The sequence below is a fragment of the Rhodococcus sp. WS1 genome (genome assembly GCF_003797745.1).
Taxonomy (GTDB): Bacteria; Actinomycetota; Actinomycetes; order Mycobacteriales; family Mycobacteriaceae; genus Rhodococcus_F; species Rhodococcus_F erythropolis.
In genome coordinates, this window is sequence record NZ_RKLZ01000002.1 from 2,415,343 (window position 1) to 2,434,959 (window position 19,617).

Below are 19,617 nucleotides of genomic sequence, written 5' to 3' on the forward strand. Positions count from 1 at the left end.
AGTCGGGTGCGTCAAGGCCCCCATAGCCCAATTGGCAGAGGCAACGGACTTAAAATCCGTCAAGTGTCGGTTCGAGTCCGACTGGGGGCACCAAGTAAATCCGCCTGTCCGTGGAATCGAAAAACCCCGCTCGTCCTCATACGGACGGGCGGGGTTTTCCGTGGAGCAACGACTGACCCACCAAGTGGCTACTGGGCCCAGACGGTCGTTCCGGCAGGCGCATTCAGTGTGTTGACGAGGTCGATGCCGGCTACGACAGCCGCGCCGCCGCCACCGAGGATCGTTCCGGCGACACCGCCGATTCCGGCTCCTGTTGCGAGACCACCCAGGCACAGTGCCGCAGCGACGGGGAGTCCGACGATGGTCAAGCCCAGCGGAGCACCGACAGCGCAACCGATTCCGGCACCGACGATGGTGCCGAGCAGGCTGCCGACCTGAGTGCCGAGACCGAGCTGACTCTGGAAGTGCGCAATCGCCCGATCATTTTCCTCGGGCGAAGCTACCGGCGTCCATTCCTTTGCCGCAGGCGCACTCTCGGGTCGAGGTGTTGCCTTCGACGAATCGGTGATCGGTGTCAGCGTGAGGGTCTTACCGTCTTCACTGATCGTGCGATCGAAGGGGAACTGTAGATCCCCGAGGTTGTATGCGAGAGGCAGGGAAACAAGGTCGGCTCCCTTGCTGTCCTGCAAGACGACGGAGTGGCCGTCGCCGGATACCTTGAACAGCCCGGCGTCGATAGTGGTGACGATCGACTTGTCGACGATCTTCGCTTCGTAATTCACGTCGGTCGACGGATCAGCTGATGCGATCCCTGTTGATGCTCCGACTGCAGCGACCGCTAGAGCAGTCACAGCCGCCTTCTTGAAGAAACCCATAGTTCAACCCCGTGTTCGCCTGCGTGTGCTCGCAGAAACTCGACAACTTCGGACATTGGTAAACCCCCGACAAAGCCTTCGTATTAAAGCAGACCGAAGTGACAGAAGGGATAGTTGCGCTCGGGCTGACCGGAAGCGGCCGGTGCAATCGAATTTGCAGTGTGCAGTACCAAGGCATCGAACGTGTGTGCGAAAATGTGGAGATGCGGCTAACCGAGCGATCCCCGGACCGCTGCCCGAACGGACACCCGCTGACGGCCAATACGTGCCTCGTCGGCTGGGAGGTGTGCGGGTGTGCCTCGACCGAGAATGGCGGGCATCGGACCCATTACTGCAGGCGCTGCGGTGAAACTGTCCGGACGCCAGAGTGCGTCGGCGTGGATCCGCAGAAAAGTCGATGGAGTTGAAGGGGTGCCCTGCCTGCTTGGGTGGGGCAACCAGGCAGGGCAGTGGTTGGCCGTCCCTCTCAATACCGACCTACGGCGAACCATTGGCGTTGAAGGTACCCACAGTTCGTGACGCGCGCCACTTACGTACCAGTACCTTCGTTAGCCGAGGTCAGTGGTGGCGACGACGGAAGTCACCGACGTCCCCGCGGGGACGTGGTTCATGGAGAAATCGCGGTCCCGGTCAGGGTTGACGACGCTTGCCAGCAGGAGCATGGCGGCGACAAAGAGAACTCCCGCGGTGAGGTAGGCGATTCTCACGGGCAGGCGCGGGCGTCGGTCTGAATTCGTGGACATTCACGTTCTCCATCGGTACATGTTGGACGAACGCTTAGTTTAATGATCAACTAATAAAAGGGGTCCGAACAGTGACGCAAGATACGAAAAGACCCTCGATCTCGGGGGAAATCGAGGGCCTTTCCGGTCGAACGTCGGTGTCGCCAAGCACATAGCGTCACCGACCCACTATCGGTGTCGAGCGTGACCCCTCATGTCCGACCCCACTTCTCGACACTATCCAGTAATTTGCGACATTGTGGACGATTCAGACATTGTCATTCGGATGGGGGACACCCCGCCCGCGACACCTACTTTCGTCCAGCCGCCCATTTCATTCCCCAGTTGTAGGCCCGATCGAGATCTGACTGACTGCCGTTGATGTACTGAACTTCGCGGGTCACCGTCACGCCCTGACCTGAACTCTGGATGAGAGCGATTGCGCACAACCGCTCCTGGTTGCTGGCCGAATCGAGCCGCACTTCCACCTCGGGGCCGTTGGTGGGATACAGGGTGACGACGCCGTCCACGGCCGCCCAGTTGGGGGCGCCGTCGTAAATCATCGCGAAGATCAGGATTCGCCGGAAAGCGCTTGGGTCACCGAGATTGACGTGCATGTTCTCGCCGCCGGTGTTCGCACCACTTCGGTCGTCGCCGTCGAGGGAGATGTAGGGCGGAGAAGTCAGTGAACCGAAACTGTTGCCCAAGGCCTGAACTACTCCCTTGGACCCGTCGGCAAGTTCGTACAGGCATCCGAGGTCCAGGTCGACCGCGCCAGAACCTGCGCCGGCGAGTTTGGCGAGGAAACCGGTCTTCTTCGGTGGTGCTCCCTGCGACCAGTTGAGGTTCACGCGCATATTGCCTTGTCGTTCACCCGCCTTCGCGAGGTTGACCGTCGGTGCCGATTTGGTGAGCGTGATCTTGCTCAGGCTGACCGGTGCTTGCGACGGAGTGGACTCGCCGGAACGTCGGGTGTAGTCGATTGCCATCGTGATAGTCCTTGTCTGAACTCGAATGAGTCCGATCGTGTTACCCGTCGAGGAATCTCCACCGACGTGATCGGCGATCTCCGGCCATTGTCCCTCATGTCTGATTTCAACCCATCGGCATCAAACTTGCCGCACCAACTACCGGCAGACCAGTAGTTTGCTGATTACTGTGTCTGTGGGCAGACCTGACTCCGAAATAGGTCGGACGTACTGGTTGGCACCGCAGTGCCTAATTACGAGAGAATTGCTGAGTCGGACGTCCGATTCGAATTGCGTCGTGGGAGCGGGAGGTAAGTGATGTCGGTCCTGTCTCTTCTGCAACCCCACCAGCGAGAAAGATTGACGCCCGCGCAGCGCGATGACGTCACTCGTGAGCAGATAGCCGTCACCTTCGGCGTGCTGCCGTGGGCCGCTGCTGTCCACCTCGTCGTCACACTCGGGCTGACGTTGTATGTGATTCCGCCGGACAGCGGACCGTTGCCGCGCCTGTGGCCATTCCTGTCCGGAGTGATCGGGCTGGTGGGGATGTGCGTCGGTCTCGCCATTCATTTCAACCTGATCGCACCCACGTACCGGATGTCCTACGCGTTTCTCATCGTCGAATTTGCTGTAGTCGGGATCCTGTATTCCTCGCTCGCCCTGGTCCTGTATCCGATCCTGGACGATTCCGGCGATCTGATCCTCACGGCGGCGTCCGCGTCTATCACCGGCGCCGGAGCCGTGGCTACCGCGATGTTGCGGATCGTCGGACTCACCTGGGTCCTGTCGAATCTCGTGATTTTGGGCGTGGCGTTCTGGCTCCAACCGGGGCCCGAGTTCGAACGAATTCTCATCGGATTGATCGTGTACGGAGCAGCTCTGATCGGCGGCACGATAGTGGTCTCGGGCAACCTGGAATCTCGCTACCGAGCCGAGCTGCGCGCAGCATCGGAACGATCGGTTGTGCAGATGCTGCTCGAAGACTTCGAAGGCAACGCCGGGGACTTCGTGTGGGAGACGGACCAGAAAGGCAAATTCAACCGAATCCCGACGCGGCTCGCATCCGAAGCGGGGCTGGACTCCGCCGAGTTGCAGGGAACGGCGTGGCAAGACCTGTTCATGGAGCTGGGCACTCTACGGATCCCCGGCGGAATCGATGCGCTCATGGAGTTGCAGAAAGCCCGCCACACGAAGACCGCATTCGTCGACGTGCTCGTTCCGGTCCGAGTGCACGGTGAAATCCGGTGGTGGCAGATCTCCGGACGCCCGCGCCCCGGCCGCACACCTGACGAGTTCGTCTGGCGAGGAGTCGGTTCCGACGTCACGGAAGTGAAACTGCAGAGTGACGAGATCGTGCGGATGGGTCGCGTGGACGCACTGACCGGCATGCCGAACCGGCACAGCTTCTGGACCGAGCTCGAGCGACTGCTGCGTGATCCGTACACAAGCGAAAGTGGTCTCGCGTTGGCGATGCTCGACCTCGACAACTTCAAATCGGTCAACGACACACTGGGTCACACCGTTGGCGACGCGGTTCTGCGAGAGGTCGCGGATCGCCTGTCCGAAGCCGGCGGAATGTCACAGTTGTTCGCACGTCTGGGTGGAGACGAGTTCGCGATTCTTTTCACCGACATGGGTGACAGTTCGCAAGTTCGTACTCTGCTCGGCCGCTACATCGAAACTCTGCATGAGCCGATCACAGTGGCCGGCACGCGGTTGGAGATCGGATGCAGCATCGGGTACTACCTCCCCGCCGAACTGCCGTCCTCCGCCGACGAAATGATGGGCGCTGCGGACCTCGCATTGTTCGCGGCAAAGGAATCTGGGCGCGGGGCCGTGCGTGAATATCGAGACTCGATGAAGTCCGTGGCCGATCGGCGGGCCCGCCTGCTCGAAGATCTGGGAAACACCGTCGCGGAGAAGGACCTCGAACTCGAGCTGCTGCCCAGGATCGACGTGCTCTCCCGCGAGATCGTGGCCGTGGAGGTCCGCGTGGTCTGGCACAACGCCCGCCTCGGAGCTGTGACGTCCGCCGAATTCATGAGCGTGGCAGACGACACCGGTTTGGCTTATTCACTAGGAACGACAGTCTTCGAGTTGGCGTGCGAGGCGGCGTCGCGTCTTCCTGATCACCTGCGGGTAGCCGTCGCGGTATCGACGCGTCAGCTCGAATCGGAGGCGTTCATCGAGGCGGTCGGCGACTCGCTTCGTCGATCAGATGCCAGGGCAGGGCAGTTCGAGCTCCAACTCGACGAGTCCTCTGTCATTACCGACCAGTCCAGAGCCGCGTTGCATGCCATCGCGGAGATGGGAGTATCGCTGACGGTCGACGAGTTCGGAGCCGGATTCTCCTCCCTTGCATCACTGTCCGGCCTTCCGTTCACGCGAGTGCGCATCGAACGCTCCATTTCCGGTGCGGCGCCCGGCGGGCGGCCGATCCTCGAAGCGCTCGTGGATCTGGTCGACGCACTGGGAATGGAGGTCGTTGTCTCGGGGGTGGACAGCGAGGAGCAACTGAAGGCCGTTGCGGCTGCGGGGGTGCGGACGGTGCAGGGGCGTGCTGCCGGCGAAGTCATGTCTGTCCAGGCAGTGGCGCTGGCGACAGCAGGCCGACGTGGATGACCCGGCGGTGGTACGCAGACGTCGAGTCGTAACCACCGTGCGCAGGCTCGGTCGACGAGGTTCTGACGACCACCTTTCGGATTACGATCGTCACCGACTTCTCAACCGACGCCTGGAGTTCACGTCGCGAGTACTGCCGTGGGCCTTCCTGATCGCTGCTATCGCGCTTTCGACGATCGTGGTGCTTCTGCCGGCAGATACCGGGATGTTCCGCTGGGTATGGCCGAGCGTCGTGGCCGTGTCGAGCATCGTGTTCAGCCTCTATTGGCTGGGGCGCTCGCGGCTGGGGGTTTCGGAGTCGCAGACCACCGAATTGGTTGTACTCACAACCCAGGTCGTCGTGTGGGGGGTCTTGCTCGCGTGCCTGGCGCTGGTGCTGTTCCCGATCCTGGATCCTGGTAACGAATTGGTGCTGACCTCGACATTGATGGGAGGCATCGCAGTCGGCGTTTTCCCGACATTGATGTTTCGCGGATTCACGCTGATATGGATCGGACTGGTTGGGCTTGGGTTGGCGGGGGGATTCTGGACCGAGCCGGAACCCTCGCGCTATGTACTGATCGGGGTGCTGGTCATCTTCGTAGGTTCGCTCTACAGCGGAACTTTGCTGTTGGCCAACCTCTTCGAGAGACGGCTACGCGCCGAACTCGTAGCCGAGGACGAACGAGATCTCGTCGAATTGTTGCTCAACGATCTCGAAGACGGAGCGCAGGATTGGCTCTGGGAAACCGATTCGCGCGGTATCGCCAGTACCGTGTCGTATCGATTTGCCGAGCAGGTCGGTTTACCGGCAGCGCAGATTCGGGGCCGCACCATGCACGAGATCCTGATCGGGATCGGCGCATCTCGAACAGATGCGGGCAGGAAGTCCCTTGATCTTCTCACCGCGAATTTTCAAGCCGGGACGGCGTTTCGGGACCTCACCATGCAAGTTGTCGTACGGGGCGATACTCGCTGGTGGTCGATGTCAGGTCACCCCGCCAGCGGCGACGGGGCGGACTACGGGTGGCGCGGTGTCGGATCCGATATCACGCACTCTTATCACCAGCGTCAAAATATCTTGCGACTGGCGGAAGTCGATTCGCTGACCGGGCTCAAGAATCGGTACAGCTTCAACTCTCAGCTCTCGTCGAGGCTTCGGGACGGACGCAGAGTGTGGTTGGCGATTCTGGACCTGGACAACTTCAAGTCGATCAACGACCGGTTGGGACACCACGTCGGAGACGACGTGCTTCGCGATGTTGCGAGCAGGCTGCACAGCGTTCTGCGATCGAACGAGATCTGTGGGCGACTGGGGGGTGACGAGTTTGCCATCGCCTTCGACGACTCCGCCTTCGACGACTCCGCCTTCGACGACATCGCGAGTGCAGATGAGGTGGAGGAACGATTCCAAACGATTCTCGACTCATTCGAACGACCATTTTCACTGGTCGGCAACCAGATTCGCATTCGTGCCAGTCTGGGGTACGGCTCGATGCCCGACGACGCCGACAGCCTCGAAGACCTGGTGATTGTTGCGGACCTCGCGCTCTACCACGCAAAGGAGAGCGGTCGGAACCAGATTCGCGCCTTCGATGCGACTTTGCGGGATCGTGCGACAGGTCGGGCCAGAGCACTGTTGGATCTTCGTCGTGCGTTGATCGACGAAGAGTTCGAGTTGGTCTATCAACCGCAGGTTTCAGCCGCGACGGGAGTTGTTGTCGGGTTCGAGGCTCTGCTGCGGTGGAACCATCCGACGTCAGGTCTCGTCTCGCCGGGAGACTTCATTTCGGTCGCCGAGGAAACCGGCTTGATCGTGCCGATCGGTGCAGGTGTTTTGCGGGCTGCCTGCACGGCAGCGACAACGTGGCCGGAGGACATTCGGGTTGCCGTCAATGTTTCTCAGGTGCAACTGCGTTCGAGTCGATACGTCGAATCGGTACGCCAGACACTGAACGAGGTGAACCTCCACCCCAGCCGACTCGAGATCGAGGTGACCGAATCGCTGGTCATCGACGATGCCGACCGAGATGTGTTGGTACAGCTCTCGGCGCTCGGAATCGCGATTGCGATGGACGACTTCGGTACAGGGTTCTCCTCGGTTGCCAGCTTGGCCCGGCTGCCGCTCGATCGGTTGAAGATCGATCGGGCGTTCGTCGCACCGCTGGACGCGGATCCCTCGAATTCGAGGTTCGCTGTCCTGCGAGCCGTCATCGCGATTGCCAAATCTCTCGGGCTGGACACCGTTGCCGAGGGCGTGGAGACGGAGAGGCAGCGCGCGATAGTGACGGAGTGCGGATGTGACGTGATCCAGGGGTACTTGGAGGGAATGCCGATACGGGCAGCCGAGATTCCGGACTATTTGAATGAGCGACCAGGTGGTCCGAGCAGGCTGGGTGTCGCGGCTACCACTGAGTGAGAACTTTGCGCCCGTTTTGGCGATCGATGTGTGACGGTACGCCGAAGTGATTCACATCGAACTGCAGAAGGGTGTCTTCGTGGTGGTCGGATCGGCGTACTTCCCAGGGCCGATGTTGGTGGGTAAGAAGGCAGTGGTCACAGGCGGTTCCCAGGGAATCGGCGCAGCGATCGTTCGAACATTTGCCTCGCATGGCGCGTCAGTTCTGGTTGTGGACATGGCACCGCTGGGCGAGGTCGAATTCGACTCAGCTGCAGGTGGTTCGATCAACCATCTCGAGTACGACGTGCGTGCGCAGGAGGTCCCCGTCGCGTTGACCGAGTTCGCGCCGGACGTTGTGGTGAACAATGTGGGTCATTTCCTGAACCCGCCGACAGCGTTCACCGGTACGGATCCAGGATTCTGGTCCGAGGCGGGCAACATCAATTTCGATCACGTCGTGCGCCTGACCCATGCCCTGCTTCCCGGCATGATCGATCGCGGAGCCGGTGGATCGATCGTGAACCTGACGACGGTGGAGGCGCATCGAGCGATCCCGGGCCACACCATGTACTCGGCATACAAGGCCGCGCTGACGCAGTTCACCAGAAGTCTTGGTGTGGAGATCGGTCGAACCGGAGTGCGCGTCAACGCCATTGCCCCGGATCTGATCGAGTCGGTACAGGTGCCGTATCGCAGGATCGTCCCTGCCGACGACTGGGACAAGTGGCCGGCATGGGCGCCGTTGGGTGGACCGGGCCAGCCGGTCGACATCGCCGGCCCCGCGCTGTTCCTGGCTTCAGACCTGGCGAGATACATCACCGGAACCGTCATCCACGTCGACGGCGGCTCGCACGCTGCCGGAGGCTGGTTCCCCACCGAAGAAGGCGGCTGGACCAACCGGCCCCGAAAGGCTTGACACATGACAACTTTCAGTCTGAACGTTCCCAATTTCGGCACCACTCTCGCGGAGAACTCCTACGGGAAACTCGTGCAGGTCTGTCAGAGCGCGGAAGCTGCCGGCTTCGACCGGGTCCTCGTCACCGATCATGTGGTGATGGGCTCGGACAACTCGGCATACACGTGGTCGGCGTTCCCCACCGAGCCTGACGCCAACTGGCTCGAACCGCTGACCGTCCTGGCTTTTGTTGCCGGACAGACGAAGACAATTCGCTTGGGGACCGGAATCGTCATCGCGGCGCTTCGCGGGGGAGCGGTACTTGCCAAGACTGCCGCGACACTCGATCTGCTGTCCGGTGGCCGCCTCGACCTTGGCGTCGGAACCGGTTGGCAGCAACGCGAATACGACGCGGTCGGTATGGACTTCGGTAAACGAGGACCGTTGCTCGACGACGCTCTCGCTGTGTGCCGGGCCCTGTGGAGTTCGGCGCCGGCGAGCATCGACACTCCTCGTCTGAAGTTCGACGACGTGTATTGCGCGCCCCGTCCAGCCGCTGGAATCCCGATCTGGGTATCCGGTTCGCTCTCCAAAGCCGTCGTACGACGCGTCGCAACCTGGGGTGACGGGTGGATTCCGATCATGGGCGCCGCAGACGACGACCTACGTGAAGGGATCGATGTCATCGGGAAGGCCATGGCGGATCTCGGACGCGATCCAGCGGAATTGCAGGTCCGTGGGCGACTGACCGTTGTTCGCGGGGCTGACGGTTCGATCGATCTCCCGGCGACGATGATCGGTGCCGAACAGCTGCTCGAATCCGGTGCTACCGATGTGCTGGTCGCGCTGGCAGCTGTTGATCCGGATCCGGACACGGCGATGTCGGAGTTCGGCGAGCTGGTGTCGGCCTTCGCAAAGGTGACCCGATGACTATTGCGTTGAAGCGATAGTTCTATCGTGCGAAGTGTTGTAGTGCAGCCTGATCGAGGAGAGAACACATGACCGAGAGCATCGTCGTGGATACGAGCCTGGAAGCGTTGCTCGATGCCCGGATCAGCTGCCGCGCCTACGAGGACCGTCAGGTGCCACGTGAGGTGATCGAGGAGATCCTTCGGCTGGCGCAGAAGACGCCGTCGTGGTGCAACACGCAACCGTGGCAGGTTGCGATCACCGAAGGGGAGGGCACAGAGCGATTCCGCGCCGGGCTCGGTGAATACGTGATGGCCAACGCCCAGGAGTCGGACTTCGAGTTCCCCCGCGAGTACCAGGGCATCTACAAGTCGCGTCGGTTCGACTGTGCGATGGCGCTTTATTCGAGCGTCGGAATCGAGCACGGTGACCGCGCCGGTTCCGCGGCACAGACGATGAAGAACTTCGAGCTCTTCGGCGCTCCCCACGTCGCGATCATCACCACCGACGAGGCATTGGGCACCTACGGCGCCGTCGACTGTGGGTTGTACGTGAACAGCTTCCTGCTCGCGGCCCAGAGCCTGGGGGTGGCCACCATTCCGCAGGCGGCGCTCGCGGGTAGCTCCAAGTTCATTCACGAGCACTTCGGCATCGACGACACTCGCAAGGTCGTGTGCGCGATCTCGTTCGGATACCCAGATACCGACCACCCGGTGAACGGATTCCGCACCGAACGCGAAACCGTCGACAACGTCGTGCAGTGGATGTCGAACTGATGTGGATGTCGAACTGATCACCTGCACTTCCAGGGATTGAGTGTTGAGCTGATTCACCTGAAAGACTGGTGGCATGTCCGACACACCCGAACTGTTCGATCGTCTGCGCCGATTCCCCGATGTCGAGGCACCCAATCTCTTTGCCGTCGACGCGGCTGATCGTCTGATCCTCGACGAGGCCGCCGACGCTCTTGCTGCGGCACTGGCGGGCACCGTCGTCGTGATCGGCGATCACTACGGTGCGCTGACCGCCGGTGTTGCGCTCGTTCACGGAATCGCCGGCGTGCGGGTTCACCAGGATCCGCTCACCGGAGAGTTGGCCCTCGCGAACAATGCGCGCGAACTCGGTTTCAGTGACGCCTTCACCTCCCACGGACTGGACGAGGAGTTGCTCAGCGGCGCCCGCGTCGTGCTCATGCAATTGCCGCGTAGCCTCGCTGAACTTGCCGAGATCGCTCAGCTGATCGCGCTCCACGCCGACCCGGCGGTTCGTGTCTTCGCCGGTGGGCGTGACAAGCACATCACCCCGGCGATGAACAAGGTTCTCGGCGAATCGTTTTCCGACGTCAGCGCCTCGCGTGGGCGTCAGAAGTCCCGCGTACTCAAGGCATCGGAACCGAAGACCGATGTTGCCATCACGTTCCCGATGACCGAACGCCTCGACGAGTTCGACCTCGACGTCGTTGCTCACGGCGCCGTGTTTGCCGGTGCGAGCCTGGACATCGGCACCCGGTTGCTCCTGGAGAACCTCGGAAAGATTGCGGTCGATCCGCTGAGCGACGTGATCGATCTGGGTTGTGGCAGCGGCATTCTCGCGGCGGCGATCGCGCGTAAGTTCCCGGATGTCCACGTGATCGCAACGGATCAGTCCTCGGCAGCCGTCGCTTCCGCTCTGGCGACCGCAACTGCTAACGGCGTCGGCGATCGGGTGAGCGGCCTGCGCGACGACGCCGTGAGTTCGTTGCCCAGTGCGAGTGCCGATCTGGTTCTGTTGAACCCGCCGTTCCACGTCGGCGCGGCGGTGCACACCGGCGGAGCACTCAAGATGTTCGAAGCCGCCGGTCGCGTCCTGCGTCCGGGTGGCGAGTTGTGGACTGTTCACAACGCGCATCTGGGGTATCGCGAACCGCTGAAAGCCGCGGTGGGTCCGAGCGAGGCGATGGCGAAGAACGCGAAGTTCATCGTGATGAAGTCGGTCAAACCGTCCTAGTATCGAAGAGTGTTGATCTTCCGGAAATGCGCCGGGAACTACAACCGACGCTTCGACGTTGTAAATTACGAGTGCTTTACTTTTAGTTAGGTACACGGACCGTGTCGGAAACTCGGATCCGTACGGCGAACCCGCGACGCACCCGTCGTAGGCCACCACGATGAAGGGATGATCACGGTGCGCACCACCAGCAACCCGGTGTTCCGCAATCTGCCCAAGCAAGAGGGCAACGGATACGCCTCGTTCGGATCTGCGACGGCGGGCGCCTCGCAGGCAACCCAGCAGTTCGGTCAGCCGCAGTACGCTCCGGCCGAGCCGTACCAGACCGGTCCCACCTCGCGGGCCATGACGATCGACGACGTCGTCACCAAGACGGGCATCACGCTCGGTGTGCTGACGATCTCGGCGCTGGTGTCGTACTTCCTCGTCAACAACAACGCCGACCTTGCAGCCCCGCTGGTCATCGGCGGCGGTCTCGTCGGCCTCGTTCTGGTTCTGGTCGCGACGTTCGGTCGCAAGATGGACAACCCGGCAATCGTGTTGGCGTACGCCGTCGCCGAGGGTCTGTTCCTCGGTGCGCTGTCGTTCATGTTCACCGATATTCAATTCGGTGGCGTCGGCGGATCGGCACTGATCGCTCAGGCGGTCCTCGGAACATTCGGCGTGTTCTTCGGCATGCTCGTGGTTTACAAGACCGGCGCGATTCGGGTGACACCGCGTCTGACGCGAATGATCATCGGCGCGTTGATCGGCGTTGTCGTTCTGGCGCTCGGCAACCTCGTCGCGAGCTTCTTCGTCGACGGCGGGCTGGGACTGCGTGACGGCGGAACGCTCGCCATCATCTTCAGCCTCGTTTGCATCGGCATCGCAGCCTTCAGCTTCCTGCTCGACTTCGATGCCGCTGATCAGCTGATCCGCGCACAGGCGCCCGAGAAGGCAGCCTGGGGCGTCGCATTCGGCCTCACCGTCACCTTGGTCTGGCTGTACGTCGAGATCCTGCGTTTGCTGAGCTACTTCAACAACGACTAGTTCTCGAGTCGTTCCGTAACACGAAGAAGGGCCCCGCGAGGGGCCCTTCTTTTGTCGTCTGTGGGCGGTTACGGTGCTTGGATGCCTAGCAACTGCTTGGTTTGGAGCGAAGGGGAGCGAATGTCGACAAACACCACCGAACCCGTGCTTGTGGCGGATGCCGGAGCAGTGCGAACGCTGACCTTCAACAATCCGAGCCGCCTGAACGCTTTCGATGCGGCCGGCTTCCGAGCGTTGACCAAGGCGCTTGACGATGCGGCGTCGGACGAGGCCGTGGCCGTGGTGATCGTCGAGGGCGCAGGCAAGGCATTTTCCAGTGGCGTCGACCTACGCGCACTCGCCGAACCAGGCGCCGACAATTCAGACTTCGGCCACGCATTCGCGCCGCTGGTCGTTGCGCTGGTGGAGTTCCCGAAGCCCTTGATCGCCGCGGTGCACGGCGCAGCAGTCGGTATTGGCCTGACCATGCTGCTCTACTGTGACGTCGTCTACGTTGCCGAGGACGCACGTCTGCGGGCACCGTTCACGTCGCTGGGTACAGCTCCCGAAGCTGCCAGTAGTTGGTTGCTGCCCAAGGTGATCGGAACACAGCGAGCCGCCGAGCTGATCCTGTCGGCCCGGTGGCTCGGCGGCATCGAAGCTGCCGCCTACGGACTGGCGACCGCTGCCCTACCGGCCGACCAGGTACAGGCACGCGCCCGCGAGAGTGCCGAGCAGATTGCCGCCAACATCGGACCGGCAGTCCTTGCAGCCAAGCGACTGCTCCGCCACGGTTGGGCCGACGAAGCCCGCGCCGCTGTGCAGCGTGAGGACGACGCTGCACGAGCGTTGATTCGCGAGTTGGGGAGTTTTGCTCGGAAATTCACGACTACCTGAAACACGACCACACGAAAGCGGCCGCCCGGCAGAAGCCGGGCGGCCGCTTTCGACGTGCTCAGGGGATCAGCTGAGGCGCTCGATCACCATTGCCATGCCCTGTCCGCCGCCGACACACATGGTCTCGACGCCGAAGGTCTTGTCCTGCTCCTGCAGGTTGTTGATCAGGGTGTTGGTGATGCGGGCACCGGTCATACCGAAGGGGTGACCCAGGGCGATCGCGCCACCGGAGATGTTGAGCTTGTCCTCTTCGATGCCCAGTTCGCGAGCGGATCCGAGGACCTGCACGGCGAATGCCTCGTTGATCTCGAACAGGTCGATGTCGGAGATCGACTTGCCGGCGATCTTCAGGGCGTTCTTGACGGCCTGGATCGGGCCGAGGCCCATGATCTCGGGGGACAGGCCCGAGACGCCGGTGGAGACGATGCGAGCGAGCGGGGTCAGGCCGAGTGCCTTCGCCTTGGTGTCGGACATGATCACCAGTGCGGCTGCGCCGTCGTTGAGCGGGCAGGCGTTGCCGGCGGTGACGGTGCCGTCGGGGCGGAAGACGGGCTTGAGGCCGCTGATGCCCTCGTAGGTGGTGCCGGCGCGGGGGCCGTCGTCCTTGGAGACGACGGTGCCGTCGGCGAGCGTGACGGGCGTGATCTCACGCTCGAAGAAGCCGCGAGCGATGGCTTCCTCGGCGCGATTCTGGCTGCGCACTGCCCAGCGGTCCTGGTCTTCGCGGGTGATGCCGGTGGCCGAAGCGACGTTCTCGGCGGTCTGGCCCATGCCCAGGTACACGTCGGGGATCAGGCCTTCTTCGCGAGGATCGGTCCAGGCGACTCCACCCTCGGCGAGCTTGGCGCTACGAGCCTGCGCTGCGTCGAAGAGCGGGTTCTTGGTGTTGGGTAGGCCGTCGGCGTTGCCCGTGATGAAACTGGAGACGGACTCGACGCCGGCGGAGATGAAGACGTCGCCCTCGCCTGCGCGGATGGCGTGCAATGCCATCCGGGTGGTCTGCAGCGAGGAGGAACAGTAACGGTTGACCGTCACACCGGGGAGGAAGTCGTAGCCGAGCTGAACGGCGACGACGCGGGCGATGTTGAAGCCCGACTGGCCGGCGGGCTGGCCGCAACCGAGCATGAGGTCGTCGATCTCGGTGGGGTCGAGCTCGGGGATCTTTGCCAACGCGGCGGCAACCATCTGAGTTGCGAGGTCATCCGGGCGGATGTCCTTGAGCGAACCCTTCATTGCGCGGCCGATGGGCGACCGTACTGCTGAGACGATTACTGCCTCGGGCATGAAAACTCCTTTTGTGTACTGCTCGTGGGGCGGCTTGAAACGCCGTCGAGCAGGGCAAGTTGAATGCAGCTTCGACTTACAATTTACGTTGCTGCTCCCAGATGGTGGTCACGCAGTCTCACTCAGTTGACGTCGGGGCGCTGACCTGCAGGTTTGGTGCGTCTCGCGAAGGCTTTCCACTGGGTTGCCGCCGCCGTCAGTCGGGCCGCGACGGTGCGGGCTTGCGCCGCCTCTGAAACGTGGGGGAGCTCGGGTAGCGGGCCACCCTGCCATTCACCCAGAGCCGACGCGAGAACCGGGACGATCTGCTTCGCCGCGAGTTCGTATCCGGCCGCGGACGGATGGAAACGGTCGGCCGAGAACATCGTGTCGGGCGAGGCCAGGAATTCCTTGGCCAGCAGGTCGGCCAGTGGAACGGGATGACCCCCGGCGTTTCTGGTCGCGGCCGCCTGGGCGAGTGCGAGGCGATGGCCCCATTCACGCACCACGGAGCGCAGAGGTTGCGGGATCGCCGTGACCACCCCCAGATCCGGGCAGGTGCCGACAACAACGACGGCGCCGCTCTCGCGTAAGCGTCGAACCGCGTCGCCGAGGCGTTTAGCCGACGCGTGAATCGCGTTCTTGGCGGTGACGTCGTTGGCGCCGATCAGGATCACCGCAGCGTCCGGGGGAGGACCGGCGACGAACATGGCGTCGACCTGCCCACTCAACCCGCGGGAGGTGGCGCCCCCGATGGCCTTGGTGCTCAAACGGATTCGCTTCCCGGTTTCACTCGCAAGCAGCTTCGCGACCTGAACACCCGGTACTTCCGAGGCCGTCAGCGCGCCGACGCCGGCCGCAGACGAATCGCCGAAGATCATCAAGTGGAGATCGAAGGGCACGGCCCGCCACCAGAGTTCCGGGTTGTCGGCGCCGGGTGCGTACACCCCGTCCGCCTCGGGTGGCTTGGCGATATTGCGACCGATCACCCCGCGGGCCGCCCCCGCCTGCGACATCAGATAGTTGTAGCCCAACCAGGAGAGCGTGCCTGCACTCGATCCGGCCACCACCGTGGCCACCGACGCTTTCAGTCCGGTTCGACTCACACTTGCCAATCTAGCCGGATTGCACCACCTTCGCCCGACGTCCGCGCGCACCGTTTTCTTTCATCTGGGAACATGGACGAATGCGCATCGCGGAACACGTCGTCGACCTCATCGGCAACACCCCACTCGTCAAGCTCACGTCCGTCACGGGCGAAAACTTCGGCACGGTGGCAGCCAAGGTCGAATACCTCAACCCTGGCGGTAGCTCCAAGGACCGCATCGCCGTCAAGATGATCGACGCAGCCGAGGCTTCGGGTGAACTGAAGCCGGGCGGCACCATCGTCGAGCCGACTTCGGGCAACACCGGAATCGGCTTGGCGCTCGTGGCGCAAAAGCGTGGATACAAGTGCGTTTTCGTCTGCCCAGACAAGGTCAGCGAAGACAAGCGCAACGTCCTGCGCGCCTACGGCGCCGAGGTGGTCGTGTGCCCCACGGCCGTCGCGCCGGACAACCCGAACAGCTACTACAGCGTCTCCGACCGTCTCACCCGTGAGATCCCCGGCGCCTGGAAGCCCAACCAGTACTCCAACCCGGGCGGACCGGAGAGCCACTACGAGACCACCGGCCCCGAGATCTGGGCCGACACCGACGGCAAGATCACGCACTTCGTCGCGGGCGTCGGCACCGGCGGCACCATCACCGGCACCGGCCGCTACCTCAAGGAAGTTTCGGGCGGCAAGGTCAAGGTCATCGGCGCAGACCCCGAGGGCTCCGTCTACTCCGGCGGCACCGGTCGTCCGTATCTGGTCGAAGGCGTCGGCGAAGACTTCTGGCCGTCGGCATACGACCCGTCCATCCCGGACGAGATCATCGCCGTCTCGGATGCCGATTCCTTCGAGATGACGCGTCGCCTCGCCCGCGAGGAGGGACTGCTGGTCGGCGGTTCCTGCGGTATGGCCGTCGTCGCTGCCCTCGAAGTAGCCAAGCGTGAGGGCCCCGACGCCCTGATCGTCGTCCTCCTCCCGGACGGTGGCCGCGGCTACCTGTCCAAGATCTTCAACGATCAGTGGATGGCGTCGTACGGATTCCTGCGCACCCCACTCGACGGCAAGACCAACGTCCCCACCGTCGGCGACGTTCTGCGTGGCAAGTCGGGCGAGCTGCCGGACCTCGTTCACACCCACCCGTCGGAGACCCTGCGCGATGCGATCGAGATCCTGCGCGAGTACGGCGTGTCCCAGATGCCCGTCGTGGGTGCGGAACCGCCGGTCATGGCAGGCGAGGTCGCCGGAAGTGTGTCCGAGCGGGATCTGCTGAGCGCGGTCTTCGAAGGCCGTGCGCACCTTGCGGATTCCGTCGAGAAGCACATGAGCAAGCCGTTCCCACTCATCGGTTCCGGCGAGCCGGTCTCGGCTGCCACGAAGGCGCTCGGGGACACCGACGCACTCATGGTCGTCGACGACGGCAAGCCGGTCGGTGTCATCACGCGCCACGATCTCCTGGGTTTCCTGAGTTCGGATTCCTGAGTTCGGATTCCTGCGCCGGCACCGGCGCCATTAGGCTGGGGACCATGAGTGAGCAACGCAGCAAGGCCGACAACATCAGCTGGCAGGGTTTCTCCACGAAAGCGGTGCATGCGGGTTACGAACCCGATCCGCTGACCGGTGCGGTCAACGTGCCGATCTACGCGAGTTCCACCTTCGCCCAGGACGGCGTCGGTGGAATGCGCAGTGGCTTCGAGTACGCGCGAACGGGTAACCCCACCCGTCGCCCACTCGAGGCGAACCTCGCCGCGCTCGAATCCGGAACCTACGGCCGAGCGTTCAGTTCGGGAATGGCGGCCACCGACTGCCTGCTCCGTTCGGTACTTCGACCCGGCGATCACCTGGTCATCCCCGACGACGCGTACGGCGGAACCTTCCGCCTCATCGACAAGGTCTTCACGCAGTGGGGGATCGAGTACACCCCGGCTCCGGTGTCCGACGTCGATGCGGTGCGCGCGGCGATGAAGTCCAACACCAAGCTGGTCTGGGTCGAGACGCCCACGAACCCGCTGCTCAATATCGGTGACATCGAGCTCCTTGCCGAGGTCGCCCACGAGGGCAACGCAAAGATCGTGGTGGACAACACCTTCGCCTCGCCGTACCTGCAGCAGCCGCTGCAGCTCGGTGCCGACATCGCGCTGCACTCCACGACCAAGTACATCGGCGGACACTCCGACGTGGTCGGTGGCGCTCTCGTCTGCAACGACGAAGAACTGGACACCGCGTTTGCCTTCCTGCAGAACGGATCCGGCGGCGTTCCCGGCCCCTTCGACGCGTTCCTGACGTTGCGCGGAATCAAGACACTGGCGCTGCGCATGGAGCGTCACAGTGACAACGCGGAGAAGGTCGTCGAATTGCTCGACGGCCACCCCGCGGTTGCCGGCGTCATCTACCCCGGACTGGCTTCGCATCCGTCGCACAAGGTCGCGGCCAAGCAGATGCGACGCTTCGGCGGCATGATCTCCGTCCGCCTCAAGGGCGGCAAGGCGGCAGCTCTCGACCTGTGCTCGCGCACCGAGATCTTCACGCTGGCAGAATCTCTCGGCGGAGTCGAATCCCTCATCGAATTCCCCGGTGCGATGACCCACGCCTCGACGGCCGGTTCCGCTCTCGAGGTTCCCGACGATCTGGTTCGCCTGTCGGTCGGCATCGAAGACGCCTCCGATCTGGTCGGCGACATCGAGCAAGCGCTGTCCTGATCTTCGCTCTACAGTAATTCGACTTCGAATCTGCAGTGCGCCTTCACACCTCACGAGGGTGTGGAGGCGCACTTTCTGGAGGCATGCGTGAATCTCGAACAGATAAAGGCTGCACAGCAACTGCTCGCCCCGGTCATGCGACGCACCCCGGTCGTGGCCTCGCGAGTGTTGTCCGAAACCACCGGCTTCGCCGTGAGCTTGAAATGTGAAAACCTGCAGCGCACCGGCTCTTTCAAACCGCGCGGTGCGTACAACCGCATTGCCAATCTTTCCGCAGAGGAACGGGCAGCGGGCGTGGTGGCGGCCAGTGCCGGTAACCATGCGCAGGGAGTTGCCTGGTCTGCAACAGAATTGGGAATCAAGTCGACCGTCTTCATGCCGACGGGTGCGCCGCTGCCGAAGTTGGTGGCCACCAAGGCATATGGAGCTCAGGTCCACCTGCACGGTTCGACTGTCGACGAAGCGCTCGTGGCCGCTCGCGAATTCGCGGACCGAACCGGAGCAGTTCTGGTCCACCCGTTCGACCACGAGGACGTCGTGGCGGGGCAGGGGACTGTGGGGCTCGAAATCCTCGAGCAACTGCCTGAGGTCGGCACGATCCTCGTTCCCACCGGCGGCGGCGGTTTGATCGCGGGAGTGGCTGCAGCCGTCAAAGCTGTGCGCCCGCAGGTCCGCATCGTCGGAGTGCAAGCCGAGACCGCGGCTGCCTGGCCGGCGTCGTTGGCAGCCGGGAAGCCGACCGCCTTGGCGTCGATGTCCACGATGGCAGACGGTATCGCCGTTGGCTGCCCGGGCGAGGTTCCGTTCGCCGAAGTTGCCGCCCATGTCGACGCCGTGGTGACGGTCAGCGAGGAAGCGCTGTCCAAGGCGCTCCTGCTGTGCCTCGAACGCGCCAAGCTCATCGTCGAACCGGCCGGCGTCGCGGCCGTCGCGGCCTTGATGACCTGTACTCCGGAGGAGCTGGGACTGACAGGGCCGGTGTGCGCCGTGCTTTCCGGCGGCAACATCGATCCGCTACTTCTCACGCACGTCATCTCGCACGGTCTGCGAGCGGCCGGACGGTTCCTCGGAGTTCACATCACCATCGACGATCGGCCGGGCGCACTGGTCTCGTTGCTCGAAGTGGTTCGAGCGAACGGCGCCAGCGTGGTCGATGTCATCCATTCCCGTACCGGTGGCGAACTTGCACTCGACGAAGTGGAAGTCTTCCTCACCGTCGAGACGCGTGGTCCGGACAACAAGGCGGAACTTCTGACGGCCTTCGACCGCGCCGGTTACGCAGTACGACTGCAGAACTGAGGCG

Annotated in this window: 16 protein-coding genes and 1 tRNA gene; 12 read left to right on the forward strand and 5 right to left on the reverse strand. The window is 63.0% G+C overall.

The annotated features are described in order from the left end of the window. Positions 1-16 precede the first annotated feature (16 nt). Positions 17-93 (forward strand) — tRNA-Leu (locus EEB12_RS24085). A gap of 95 nt (positions 94-188) precedes the next feature. On the opposite strand, the gene EEB12_RS24090 is transcribed toward EEB12_RS24085, so the two are convergent. The 3 genes from EEB12_RS24090 to EEB12_RS24100 form a co-directional block, all read right to left on the reverse strand. Continuing rightward, positions 189-875, reverse strand: a complete 687-nt coding sequence (locus EEB12_RS24090; RefSeq protein ID WP_070385465.1) for a hypothetical protein — start codon at positions 873-875, stop codon at positions 189-191. 548 nt (positions 876-1,423) lie between these two features. Further along, complete coding sequence (locus EEB12_RS24095) at positions 1,424-1,618, reverse strand: hypothetical protein (RefSeq protein WP_029255862.1); 195 nt, start codon at positions 1,616-1,618, stop codon at positions 1,424-1,426. A gap of 290 nt (positions 1,619-1,908) precedes the next feature. Next, positions 1,909-2,586 carry a tellurium resistance protein TerA gene (locus EEB12_RS24100; RefSeq protein WP_007728823.1) on the reverse strand — a complete coding sequence of 226 codons (678 nt, stop codon included), beginning with the start codon at positions 2,584-2,586 and terminating at the stop codon, positions 1,909-1,911. A gap of 297 nt (positions 2,587-2,883) precedes the next feature. On the opposite strand from EEB12_RS24100, the gene EEB12_RS24105 reads away from it, so the two are divergent. The 8 genes from EEB12_RS24105 to EEB12_RS24140 all read left to right on the forward strand — a co-directional run bounded on the left by EEB12_RS24105 (position 2,884) and on the right by EEB12_RS24140 (position 13,262). Next, on the forward strand, positions 2,884-5,187 hold the full coding sequence (locus tag EEB12_RS24105; protein WP_249346597.1) for a putative bifunctional diguanylate cyclase/phosphodiesterase: 2,304 nt from the start codon (positions 2,884-2,886) through the stop codon (positions 5,185-5,187). Next, complete coding sequence (locus EEB12_RS24110; RefSeq protein WP_181447532.1) at positions 5,180-7,585, forward strand: putative bifunctional diguanylate cyclase/phosphodiesterase; 2,406 nt, start codon at positions 5,180-5,182, stop codon at positions 7,583-7,585. The genes EEB12_RS24105 and EEB12_RS24110 overlap by 8 nt, the downstream gene beginning before the upstream one ends. A 46-nt stretch (positions 7,586-7,631) precedes the next feature. Next, entirely contained in the window at positions 7,632-8,483 is an 852-nt protein-coding gene (locus EEB12_RS24115) for an SDR family NAD(P)-dependent oxidoreductase (RefSeq protein WP_141488625.1), read from the forward strand. A gap of 3 nt (positions 8,484-8,486) precedes the next feature. Further along, positions 8,487-9,392 carry a TIGR03619 family F420-dependent LLM class oxidoreductase gene (locus tag EEB12_RS24120; RefSeq protein WP_046378941.1) on the forward strand — a complete coding sequence of 302 codons (906 nt, stop codon included), beginning with the start codon at positions 8,487-8,489 and terminating at the stop codon, positions 9,390-9,392. A 68-nt stretch (positions 9,393-9,460) separates the two neighbouring features. Then, the gene (locus EEB12_RS24125) at positions 9,461-10,147 is read left to right on the forward strand and encodes a nitroreductase (protein ID WP_021345059.1); all 687 of its coding nucleotides are present in this window, start codon (positions 9,461-9,463) and stop codon (positions 10,145-10,147) included. 73 nt (positions 10,148-10,220) lie between these two features. Then, positions 10,221-11,357, forward strand: a complete 1,137-nt coding sequence (locus EEB12_RS24130; RefSeq protein WP_141488626.1) for a class I SAM-dependent methyltransferase — start codon at positions 10,221-10,223, stop codon at positions 11,355-11,357. A gap of 177 nt (positions 11,358-11,534) precedes the next feature. Further along, complete coding sequence (locus EEB12_RS24135) at positions 11,535-12,386, forward strand: Bax inhibitor-1/YccA family protein (RefSeq protein ID WP_007728810.1); 852 nt, start codon at positions 11,535-11,537, stop codon at positions 12,384-12,386. Between the two features lie 120 nt (positions 12,387-12,506). After that, positions 12,507-13,262, forward strand: coding sequence for an enoyl-CoA hydratase/isomerase family protein (locus EEB12_RS24140; RefSeq protein ID WP_141488627.1), 756 nt, complete (start codon positions 12,507-12,509; stop codon positions 13,260-13,262). A gap of 66 nt (positions 13,263-13,328) precedes the next feature. Here EEB12_RS24140 and EEB12_RS24145 read toward each other — a convergent pair whose 3' ends face one another. Both EEB12_RS24145 and EEB12_RS24150 read right to left on the reverse strand, forming a co-directional pair. After that, entirely contained in the window at positions 13,329-14,546 is a 1,218-nt protein-coding gene (locus tag EEB12_RS24145) for an acetyl-CoA C-acetyltransferase (protein ID WP_019744600.1), read from the reverse strand. Between the two features lie 122 nt (positions 14,547-14,668). Further along, positions 14,669-15,640: an SGNH/GDSL hydrolase family protein gene (locus EEB12_RS24150; RefSeq protein WP_042448870.1), complete on the reverse strand. Its 972-nt coding sequence runs from the start codon at positions 15,638-15,640 to the stop codon at positions 14,669-14,671. Between the two features lie 71 nt (positions 15,641-15,711). On the opposite strand from EEB12_RS24150, the gene EEB12_RS24155 reads away from it, so the two are divergent. From EEB12_RS24155 to ilvA, 3 genes are all read left to right on the forward strand, one after another. Continuing rightward, positions 15,712-17,097, forward strand: a complete 1,386-nt coding sequence (locus EEB12_RS24155) for a cystathionine beta-synthase (RefSeq protein WP_003943292.1) — start codon at positions 15,712-15,714, stop codon at positions 17,095-17,097. Between the two features lie 44 nt (positions 17,098-17,141). Next, positions 17,142-18,314 (forward strand): cystathionine gamma-synthase, encoded by a 1,173-nt coding sequence (locus EEB12_RS24160; RefSeq protein WP_003943272.1) that lies wholly within the window; start codon positions 17,142-17,144, stop codon positions 18,312-18,314. A 135-nt stretch (positions 18,315-18,449) separates the two neighbouring features. Further along, a complete protein-coding gene (ilvA, locus tag EEB12_RS24165) occupies positions 18,450-19,613 on the forward strand; it encodes a threonine ammonia-lyase (protein ID WP_223304414.1) in 1,164 nt (387 codons plus the stop codon). The last annotated feature ends 4 nt before the right edge of the window (positions 19,614-19,617 follow it).

Coding starts and splice junctions, on each gene's coding strand:
- EEB12_RS24160 (WP_003943272.1), top strand. CDS start 17,142: ATGAGTGAGCAACGCAGCAAGGCCGACAACATCAGCTGGCAGGGTTTC.
- EEB12_RS24155 (WP_003943292.1), top strand. CDS start 15,712: ATGCGCATCGCGGAACACGTCGTCGACCTCATCGGCAACACCCCACTC.
- EEB12_RS24105 (WP_249346597.1), top strand. CDS start 2,884: ATGTCGGTCCTGTCTCTTCTGCAACCCCACCAGCGAGAAAGATTGACG.
- EEB12_RS24100 (WP_007728823.1), bottom strand. CDS start 2,586: ATGGCAATCGACTACACCCGACGTTCCGGCGAGTCCACTCCGTCGCAA.
- EEB12_RS24120 (WP_046378941.1), top strand. CDS start 8,487: ATGACAACTTTCAGTCTGAACGTTCCCAATTTCGGCACCACTCTCGCG.
- EEB12_RS24145 (WP_019744600.1), bottom strand. CDS start 14,546: ATGCCCGAGGCAGTAATCGTCTCAGCAGTACGGTCGCCCATCGGCCGC.
- EEB12_RS24130 (WP_141488626.1), top strand. CDS start 10,221: ATGTCCGACACACCCGAACTGTTCGATCGTCTGCGCCGATTCCCCGAT.
- EEB12_RS24140 (WP_141488627.1), top strand. CDS start 12,507: ATGTCGACAAACACCACCGAACCCGTGCTTGTGGCGGATGCCGGAGCA.
- ilvA (WP_223304414.1), top strand. CDS start 18,450: ATGCGACGCACCCCGGTCGTGGCCTCGCGAGTGTTGTCCGAAACCACC.
- EEB12_RS24125 (WP_021345059.1), top strand. CDS start 9,461: ATGACCGAGAGCATCGTCGTGGATACGAGCCTGGAAGCGTTGCTCGAT.
- EEB12_RS24095 (WP_029255862.1), bottom strand. CDS start 1,618: ATGTCCACGAATTCAGACCGACGCCCGCGCCTGCCCGTGAGAATCGCC.
- EEB12_RS24090 (WP_070385465.1), bottom strand. CDS start 875: ATGGGTTTCTTCAAGAAGGCGGCTGTGACTGCTCTAGCGGTCGCTGCA.